Annotated in this window: 11 protein-coding genes; 4 read left to right on the top strand and 7 right to left on the bottom strand. The window is 31.8% G+C overall.

What is annotated here, in order from left to right; all coding sequences use genetic code 11:
* Nucleotides 1-9: 9 nt before the first annotated feature.
* The 3 genes from EMTOL_RS20740 to EMTOL_RS20730 are packed head-to-tail and all read left to right on the top strand — an operon-like array spanning nt 10 to nt 3,081.
* The gene (locus EMTOL_RS20740) at nt 10-669 is read left to right on the top strand and encodes a hypothetical protein (protein WP_015026349.1); all 660 of its coding nucleotides are present in this window, start codon (nt 10-12) and stop codon (nt 667-669) included.
* Nucleotides 669-881: a hypothetical protein gene (locus tag EMTOL_RS20735; protein ID WP_015026348.1), complete on the top strand. Its 213-nt coding sequence runs from the start codon at nt 669-671 to the stop codon at nt 879-881. The genes EMTOL_RS20740 and EMTOL_RS20735 overlap by 1 nt, the downstream gene beginning before the upstream one ends.
* Nucleotides 882-897: 16 nt before the next feature.
* Nucleotides 898-3,081, top strand: a complete 2,184-nt coding sequence (locus EMTOL_RS20730) for a toprim domain-containing protein (RefSeq protein ID WP_015026347.1) — start codon at nt 898-900, stop codon at nt 3,079-3,081.
* 33 nt (nt 3,082-3,114) lie between these two features.
* Here EMTOL_RS20730 and EMTOL_RS20725 read toward each other — a convergent pair whose 3' ends face one another.
* Nucleotides 3,115-4,221, bottom strand: coding sequence for a replication initiation protein (locus EMTOL_RS20725; RefSeq protein ID WP_015026346.1), 1,107 nt, complete (start codon nt 4,219-4,221; stop codon nt 3,115-3,117).
* A gap of 698 nt (nt 4,222-4,919) precedes the next feature.
* On the opposite strand from EMTOL_RS20725, the gene EMTOL_RS20720 reads away from it, so the two are divergent.
* A complete protein-coding gene (locus EMTOL_RS20720; protein WP_041694334.1) occupies nt 4,920-5,459 on the top strand; it encodes a hypothetical protein in 540 nt (179 codons plus the stop codon).
* On the opposite strand, the gene EMTOL_RS20715 is transcribed toward EMTOL_RS20720, so the two are convergent.
* The 6 genes from EMTOL_RS20715 to traK all read right to left on the bottom strand — a co-directional run bounded on the left by EMTOL_RS20715 (nt 5,449) and on the right by traK (nt 9,581).
* Nucleotides 5,449-5,928: a hypothetical protein gene (locus tag EMTOL_RS20715; protein WP_015026344.1), complete on the bottom strand. Its 480-nt coding sequence runs from the start codon at nt 5,926-5,928 to the stop codon at nt 5,449-5,451. The genes EMTOL_RS20720 and EMTOL_RS20715 overlap by 11 nt on opposite strands.
* Complete coding sequence (locus EMTOL_RS20710) at nt 5,929-6,471, bottom strand: conjugal transfer protein TraO (RefSeq protein ID WP_015026343.1); 543 nt, start codon at nt 6,469-6,471, stop codon at nt 5,929-5,931.
* A gap of 31 nt (nt 6,472-6,502) precedes the next feature.
* Nucleotides 6,503-7,315 carry a conjugative transposon protein TraN gene (gene traN, locus EMTOL_RS20705; protein ID WP_305953319.1) on the bottom strand — a complete coding sequence of 271 codons (813 nt, stop codon included), beginning with the start codon at nt 7,313-7,315 and terminating at the stop codon, nt 6,503-6,505.
* A gap of 148 nt (nt 7,316-7,463) precedes the next feature.
* Nucleotides 7,464-8,756, bottom strand: coding sequence for a conjugative transposon protein TraM (traM, locus tag EMTOL_RS20700; RefSeq protein ID WP_015026341.1), 1,293 nt, complete (start codon nt 8,754-8,756; stop codon nt 7,464-7,466).
* Between the two features lie 3 nt (nt 8,757-8,759).
* A complete protein-coding gene (locus EMTOL_RS20695) occupies nt 8,760-8,960 on the bottom strand; it encodes a hypothetical protein (protein WP_015026340.1) in 201 nt (66 codons plus the stop codon).
* Nucleotides 8,961-8,963: 3 nt separating this feature from the next.
* Complete coding sequence (gene traK / locus EMTOL_RS20690; protein WP_015026339.1) at nt 8,964-9,581, bottom strand: conjugative transposon protein TraK; 618 nt, start codon at nt 9,579-9,581, stop codon at nt 8,964-8,966.

The raw sequence follows: 9,581 nt of genomic DNA, 5'->3' as shown, positions 1-9,581 counted from the left end.
TTTAATTGAATGAATCAACATAAAGAATTACAATCATTTTTTGAAGAGTTTGGCTATCAGATTTATGAAAATATTAGCCCGAATAGTAATGGGGATAAATTAAAGAGAAACATTTTATTGAATCGTTTTCTTAATCCTGACAATGCAACATTTATGCCTTTTGTAGTAAACAATATTGAACAATTAGCTACTTATTTTCAAAATGAATATTCACAAAAAGGACCTCAAAAACCGGAATTGACATTAAACCAAAAAATTGATGCCCAACTTAGAGAGCTGCGGATTCATTTATCTGAAACCGAAATCCATCATTTGCTAAATGACAAAAAGGTAGTTACCAAATTGGCTTTAAAGAAACAAAATGAACAGGCACAAAGTCAATACAATTCAATTGAAATTAAGTTAAACCCAAAAACGGAAGACTCAACATTATCAATTAGATTTAGGCAACCGAAAATTATTATTCCAAAGGAAATTGCACAAAAAATTTCTAAAAATGATAGGAAAATGATTGCTTTGTTGATACAAAGCAATCAATCTTTCACATTCAATCTCACCGATACAATACTTCGAATTGTACCAGCCGAAAAAACGAAAAAAGAAGTACAAGCACCGCAAATGCAGAACTCTATTTTTAGCGACCTGAAACAACTTAAATTTAAAATGTAATGAAGGAAGACCTTTTACAACTCGACCTTACTTATGAAGGTGATACCGTTGTTCCTACCGAAATGTTGGCAGAACCAGAGAAATGGTTTTCACGACCAATCGAGGAACGTAATTTAATCATTGAAGAGCTTTCGGAGTTTTTTTATGGAGATAAAGATGATGTAAATGGCTCTTTTAATGTTGATTTGAATGACCCAGAAGTCATTGGATAAAATAAAACTATCAAACATGAATACACCAGTCGTCTCTGATTTTTCGACAACCGAACAACAACATATATTAGGGGCTTTTAACAAAATGAAAGTAAAGTATATTGGTTTTGATAGCTATGCAGCCAACTCTTACTCCCCTACTCTACCTTATTCAGATATTATGCTATGGGTAAAACCCACTGCTGAAAATTTTGAAGCTATCAAAAAAGCAATTAGTCTCGGTATGGGTGGTAATAACAGAGCTTTTATCAAAAAAAGTGTTGATGATTTTTTGAATTATACTGACCCAAACCAGCCTTTTTCAAGCATTGGTTTCACTAAAAATCGGGCTATTCAAATTTTCCCTATTATTTCGGGTTTTCAAAAAGGCGACTTCGATAAAGCGCTCAATGAAGCTCAGCTTCGCAAGGCTGGGGTTGTTAATACCAAAATTTTGAATGTATTACACACATATCAATCGCTCAAATTATCACAAAATAGGCATAAAGAAAAACTCTTGAATAACCTTGAAAGAGAACACGGAAAAATATTGAATATCAAGAAAACAACCACTAAATCATTCCAAAAAAAAGATTTTAACTATATACTATCCAACGTAGATTTAGAGGCTGTTTTGGAGAAGATTGGTTATGAACCAAAATTCAAAAAATGGGGAAAGGCACAACATCTTTGGGTTAGAAAATCGAATGACAGCAAAGTTGTGGTTTTTATGAATAACCGCAATATTAAAGGCTTTTTTGATGTCAATAACACCGAAAACAAAGGCACAGTCATAAACTTACTGCTCAATGAATATAACAATCGCTGGGCAGATGTCTTTACAACCCTTGATGAAGTTTTGATAAATCCAGCATTAGCGAATGTAAATGAAAATTATTCAAAAGGGAAATATCAAAACGAACAGGTTGATAAACTTTCGGAATTGAATTTAGAAGAACAGACCAAATTGCGTGAAAAAGTAATCAGAGAAGAAAATCAAATTTTACCTTATACACGCCCCAGTTATTTAAAAGAACGTGGTTTGGTCGAAAATACGATTTATGCTCCTGAGTTTTTAGGGCAAGTCAATAATATTCCTTATGAATCGAAAGAAACACAAGGTATGACTTTTTATAACACTGCTTTCCCGATGCGAAATGAATTTGGTCTAACCAGTTTCATCATTCGATTTGCCACAAGTACAGATAAACAATCTGGCAAAATTTACTTGGCAGGTCCAAAATTTGATGGTGTTTGGATGTCGAACGAATTATTAAAAACAGATAATGAAATCGTAACCTCGTTAAACGGGCAAAAATTAGCCATTCCTGCAAATACGTATGGAGCTTTGCATAAAATTGAAAAAGATGGGATAACAAAGTTTCAGTTTTCATTCAATGCTCAGTTTTTATCAGACCACAATAAAGATTCTAATAGTATTATGAGGGTAATGTTAGATAATGATGCTGGTTTTTCAAAAGCCAAAGCTCAAAGAATAATTATTACCGAAAGTCCGATTGATGCAATGTCGTTTGCTCAATTGATGGCACGACCAACGGAATACAATTTATACATTTCGACAGGTGGACATCCTGCTCCCAAACAAATTGAATTTATAAATAAAGTACTTCAAAGACATGAATCTGCTGTTATTTTAGCTATGGACAACGAAAACCCTGGTCTTAGATTTAATGCAACTGTGGCGGGCGGTTTACAACATCCGTTATTAGATAGTAGTACTGATATTAAATTCAGAATTGATTATGTGAATAACAATCAATACGTTGATGAAACCAATGAGTTCAAAAGAACTGAATCTCATCTAAAAATCGAGTTTCAAAAAAATAAAGATTTGACAATTGAAAAAATTGAGGCTTTCGTAAATAAAATTACTAAAAATGTTGGAGCATTTTTAGATAAAGATGTGGTGAAAGTAATCGAACGAAACACCAATCATCAAACAGAATCTTTCAAAATATCGATGCCAAATAGTCGTCGCCATTTATCAAAAGCATTAGATACTGTTTTAAAAATACGGGCAGAAATTGCTGGGAAAGGCAATGACCTTTTTTTTGTAAAAAAGCCCATTGAAAAAGATTGGAATGAAGATTTAATGACAAAAAAGAAACATCCAGTAGGCATTTCGTCTTTGCACACTGTAAAAACTTTGGAAGAATCGAATGAATTGCCAAAATCAAAAACAGCAACCAAGAAACTGTAAAATTCTAACAGGCAGTCTGAATTTGACTGCTTGTTAGACCCACATATCAACATTTTTCATAGACTTTCGAAAATAGGCTGTAAAATTCACCACAACTGGTTTACGGCTTTCTTTTAATGCCAGCATAGCTTCATATTGCAGGTATATATGTACTTCCATGAATTTACGAATAAAGTCTTGATTTAAAGCATTTGTCAGCACATAGTCTTTTTCGTCTTGCTTGAAGTTATAATTTGAAATAGCATTATTGAGCAAACGCCACTTTTCTTCTACGCTTTCGGCACTAAAATAGTAGTTTATGGTATCATCAGTATGATATTTCTTTTCTTCTTTTATTGTCTGTTTGGTTTCTTGCTCAAAATTTAGTTCTAATTGTTTTTTTAGTTTTTTCTCGGTCGTAATCGTAAACTTAATTTTTTCGGCAATAGGTTTTCTTTTCCCTCTTGTATAATGACAAATTTCCCAATCAAACCTTAAACTTGTTTTCTTTTCAATTTCTTTTTTACACCTTTTGAGGTAAAGATTTACAAATTTGTAATTTTCAAAAAGTGGTTCGTTCATACCGAGCAATTCTCGTAAGTAAGTTATTTCATAAATTTTTTCGCCTAAATTCAGCCACGCATTGAGATTTGTAAAAAGTTTAATCGAATACTCACTTTCCAGTTTTAGAGCCTCGCCTATTAATATATTGGTATATCCCTTTGAAATATCTAAGTATTGTTTCAAAACCAAGCCCTGAATTTTCAAGGTAATGGTATTGTTTTCAAACATTGCATAGGGAAACGGCACAATAAACCCAAAGCGATTGACTCCTTCAATTTGGTAGCGAACCTTTGTAATATCATCTAATGCCTTACGGATGCGGTCTCTATCTACTTGAAGGTTTTCGCCTAAATGAAAACTCATTTTATAAAGGCTATCAGGATTTAAGCTCTCAGAATTATAGTTTTCGCCTTGAAACGATTTTAGTTGTGCAACAAACAAAAGATGTATTTTCTCTTGGTGTAGGTCAAAATACTTTCGTATCTGGTCAATATGATTAACCACCCTTGCTACGTCTAATTCTTTGCTTGACTGACCTTTATCAACCAACACAACCTCTTGCGGTGATTCAAGTGTTGGTTCATGCTTCGATTTCATAGTTTCAAGTTGCTTCTTTTATTGTTTTCAATGTATTGTCCACAAATATACTCTTTTTTATGAATAAGGTAACAGATTGTAATTTCTTATAAATACTGTTTTTCTTACAATTTGTTACCTTATTTATTACAATCTGTTACTATAATATTACAGAATGTTACCTTAATCATTACAATCTGTTACTTTATTCTTACAATCTGTTACTTTATTGGGTGTTTATTCTTACAATCTGTTACCTTATTAGTGTATAATAAACTTATAATCAGCGAGTTACAAAATCGGACAATTATCTACAATTATCTACAAATCAATTAAATCTGACATTACAATTAAAAAAACAATTTTGATATAATTTATCTATTAGTGTTGAAATGTTTATTCTTTTAGTTTTTCGGAGATGTTGAAAAGGAAAAAATCATTAAAATTAATAGAAAAAGGGCTGGGGCGGGCGGACGAGGCTAATATTTCGTACAAATTATTAAAGATTTTCGGCGATTTTCCTCAGGTTTTGCGGTTTAAAGTTTCCTATTTAATAAATCTTACAAATTGTTACTTATACCAATAAAATATTATATTATAATATATAATATAATTAAAAATATTAATATAAAATACTTATAAGTTAATTATAGCTTTATTTGTTTCTTAGTATCAACTTTTCTAATATTGCACAATATATAATTAACTACTTCTATAACGTGATTTTCCTTTCAACCTTAATTGCTGATTTCTTTGAGTTAATTTGGAGAGTAGCATTGCTTTTATTTGTGTGTTTCTTGCCTTTTTGGACTATTTGGAGTGCCTATTTGTGGGTAAAATTGAGAGGTCGAGAAAAATTAGTAGCCAATATTATTGGAGAAAGTACCATAAAATTTAAGGTTAAACTTCATTGGTCATACATTTTACCCCAATTATCTGTTTACGATTTTTTAAAAATGCATAAAATCGTTTCAAATCTTTGGAATTTCTTCTCAATTCGTATTTTTCTGGCCGAAAATTCTTGTTTCGTCATCAAAGGTTTAATAAGCCCTCAAATACGTGAGATTCCGATACAAAATATCGTTAATATAACTGTTACATTATCCATGATTTTTGGTTCAAGATGTGGCAACATTCATATTTATCATGGCGAAAAAACTATGCTATGCTCCATAGCAAATCCGTTAGAATTAAAAGAAATCCTAATGGCAAAACCCACAAACCCAAATACAATCAAAAACCTATCCTTTATGGATTAACTGTAAGATTTCTCGAAATCGTTTTTGTACGTTTTAATTTATCAAAACACGTAAAATTTATGGTATAGGTACCTATTGAAGGCTTTACTGGCGAATATTTAATGTTAATCGAACTATTAAGAAGATTATCATAAAAAATGGGTATCCAATCTCCGCCCCGATAGCTTTTAATTGTTTTACCATCATTTATTTCAATATTTCCGTCGTAATTATTTGTAGGCTGAACAATTAGGTAATAGACTTGATTAGAAACCTCAAAATCTGATTGTCTAATGTAGATATTATATAACTGACTTTCTGTTGATTTTATAATGTCAGAACCCGACGCAACCCTTACATTAAAATTAAAATCAGGTAATACTGTAGCCTGTGCTGATTCAATATTTTTAGACACGGGAACAATATCTAAATGCGAAATACAGCTCTGTAAGAGCAACAACAGTGTTATGATAGCAATTATTCTTTTCACTTAAAAATAGTTTAAACGTAAGCCTATACCCACCCTGCTATGAAAATCTTGCAAGTTAGAAGTTGGAGTCCAAATTTGGCGAGTATTAATGATTAAAGATGTTTTTGTACTTAAAATTGCTTCAAACTCTACCAAAAAGTACGTTCCTGCTAAAATTTTACTTTCATTTTGAACAACAAACAAAGCGTCAACTTCTTTTTTTTCACCATTGATAGATTCATACCCCGCAACCAATCCACCAACGCCATTCAAAAACAGCCTTCTTTTTTTTGATTTTATTAGTTCAAACCCATAGCCAGTTTCAACAAAATACTGATTAACATTTATCAATCGTTTAACAGGAGTTTCGTAATATTTCTGTTGAAGATTTATACCGTATCGAAATCCGCCTTTTCGTGCATTATATTTTGAGAAAATAAAATTTAACCAAATGCCTACGTTATCATCTTTTTTGAACGACAGTTTATCCATCAACCCCATTGATAATTCTATTGTCCTCAGGTTTTTACTATGAATTTGTGCTTTTGTTGATATTGGCCACATAATTATTATCCAAATTATTATGAAGAGTTTTTTAGAGAGCTTTTCCATTTACGATTATTTCGTTATCAATTTCAAATTTTAAATGGCGGCCACCAAATTTTTCATACAATTCAACCGACATTATTTTGTCATCAGGAAAAGTTACCAAAGGCAGTGCTACAACTCTAATAAGGCTTTTATTTTTTGATACCCAACTGATATTTTTATTATACTCAAATTCAGATTTTACCTCAATTTCTTGATATGCCATCCTTTTAGCTACATCTATATCATGGATATAAAACTTCATAAAATCTATTGTAAAGTCTATTTCGCTGTGATTATTGATTTTAAATTGCAGAAAAAGAGTCTTATCTTTTATGTAAACACCATCTAATGTCATTGACATTTTCATACGAGTAATGCCTGTTGTTTTTATGAATCTTTTAAGTTTTGCTACCTCTAAACAAGTTTGTTCTAAATCTCCTTCATTCATAGTATTTTCGGGTAGAATAATATCTTCAGGTGTTGATTTTTTCATACCCGAAGATGCCGAAAATTCTTCGTCAAACTCTATATTATTGGCTATCGAGATATTTAGTTTTTCGGGGTTATCTTCATAATTGACTAAAAAGCTATAAAACTTGCCATCTTCGGTAATAACTGCCAAAGAGGTTTCAGAAAACCCTTTTATGTTTGCCTTTACCCTTAAAATGTTCTGAGTTGGGTCAGATTTATCAGCTATAATGGCATCAGAGCCTAAATCAACATAAACAATTTTATTGGGAAAAATTAGATGTGTTGTTTTTTGAAAAGAAACCTCTAAAGGATATGAGCCTCGTACCGATTTCTTACTAATAGGCATCAGTATTGTTTTTTTAAAAACTTCTTCAGCCATCAACGATTGAGCTATAGAGTCACTCTTTATTCGGAAAGTGTCTTTTTGTGAAAAAACGTACTTTGAAGATAGGATGATTGATAGAGTAAGTATAAATATTTTCACTATTTTTAGATTAATATTGTACAGGAATTAACAGGATTTGATAATTAGCTTTTATACTTACTTTGGAAACACTTGCTTTTTGATTCAATATCTGTTTGCCTGTTTGAATAAAACTTGATACTCCTTGAGAAGCTATTTGTCCAAGAATTTGCTGACCTGCTGGAGCATTACTTGGGGTAAAATAAAATCCTGGTGAATTAACTGCATCTGTACTTCTAACAAGGGCCTGATTCAACTGTGATTTTATTTGCATATTAGGTATGTAAACTCCATCTACACCATCAATATCGACTACTTTTACTCGCAATGGAAGTAATTCATCTCCCACTTTTACAGTTGTTATTCCGATATAAAGTCTATCACCATTTATAGTACATGTGCCTGTTACGAGTGTATTTTTGGGAACAAATATTCCATTTACTTTTATATCTTGTATTAGCCTAATTTTAATGTTAGAACCATTTACAACACTAATTTTGTCGGCATCTCCATGTATTACAGCCCTAATATTCGAACCGGATTGATTTTTACCCATTTCTTTTTTTTCTCCCTTGATTCCATAAAAAGCATTGAATATTCGACTTTCAGTTTCAATCTTAGAAGGTAACGAGGTTGCTATGACGGCATTATCTGCTACTCTTATTTCAGGTTTGGGTTTAATGTCTGATTGGTTTTCGACAGGAACTACTGGTTGAATGACCGAATTAGGATTTGGCACGTAAGTCGAATTTATTTTACTGCCATTCAGAGCCATTAGTTCACTTTGCCGGGATAAATCAAGAGCATAATTATTCAAGTCTTTTGCTTTTTGAATGTTATCACGATTTTGGCGTTGTTCGTATGTTTCGGGTTGAACTTTATATATATCTTGTATTGCCCGTGTTTGGTCATTCAAAATAGAAGTAGTTCTTTTAGAATGGTCATACAGAATTTCTTCTTTGGTTTTGGGTGTCAGTGCATGATTTTGAATCAATATTTTTTTCTGTTCTTCGCTCAATGATTCATTGCTACTAATTTTATTGCCATCAAAAGCGGATAAACTATTTTCTTCATCGTTTTTTTCTTGTTCCCATTTTTCGGCTTCTACAATTCCATTTTTATACTTATTTTCGTCAAATCCTTTGATTTTTGCTTCTGGAATACCATTTATTATATCTTTATTTGAGAGAGATTTTGCATCTACCTCTCCAATGATACCAATATTAAAACCAAGAAAACCCACGATTGTGAATATAAATGGAATGACAATAATCCGCATTTGCCGATTTTGATTAGCTGCAATTAGATTAGTTTGAGCTGACATTTATTACAAAAAAAATGGTTTAAGAAAATAGAATAAATAGCCTGTAAGTACAAAAATAAATATAATCTTACTGGAAACTGTGCCGATTTTACTTTGAACTGAATTGATTTTTTTACCAGCCAAGTCTAAGTTTTCATGTAGTTTTTCGGTAATTATTTCTTTAATTGGCTTCTTTACGGAGTATAACTCTTTCTGTTGATTCATAAATTAAAAGTTATCTTCAGCCTTAACATCTTTATTTTCAACTACTCGCCAGTTTTGTACCATCAAACCATGTGGATTGTTATCACTCCGATTTATTTCCATGATTGTACAGTCAGTAACTAAGGTTCTGGTGGTTTTGGTCGTTGCTCGATTTATTCTTATTGTCGAATAACATTTTGCAGTAAATGGGTAATCTTTCATATCAACATATACTGAATCAATATTAATTTCTTGTGAGGCATTAGCAGAAATTAAATCGTAGTAATATTGTTTTTCGGAGTAAGCCTCATATAATTTTTTGATACTGGCATCACCATAATAATAAGCTTTTTCTAAATTTCGCTCGATGCTTTTAGGGTCAGGTGAAATCGTAAAGAAAAGTTCATGCAAACGTTTTAGATGATGTCGAACCTCGGCAGGGCGATTTTCTCTTACATTAGATGAAAATGCCTCAATGGCTGCCCCAGAAGACATAATATAAACCCTTTCGGCGGACTCATTTGCATTTTTGAAATACAAAAAAGTTATGACCAATGAATATATCAACGATGCTAAAACTGCTACAATGGCTATGGTCTTAGTCAATTGAAAACTTGTTTCGATGTTGTGAAGTGATTTCAT

Source organism: Emticicia oligotrophica DSM 17448, assembly GCF_000263195.1.
Classification (GTDB): Bacteria; Bacteroidota; Bacteroidia; order Cytophagales; family Spirosomataceae; genus Emticicia; species Emticicia oligotrophica.
This window is presented reverse-complemented; position numbering and strand designations above follow the sequence as displayed.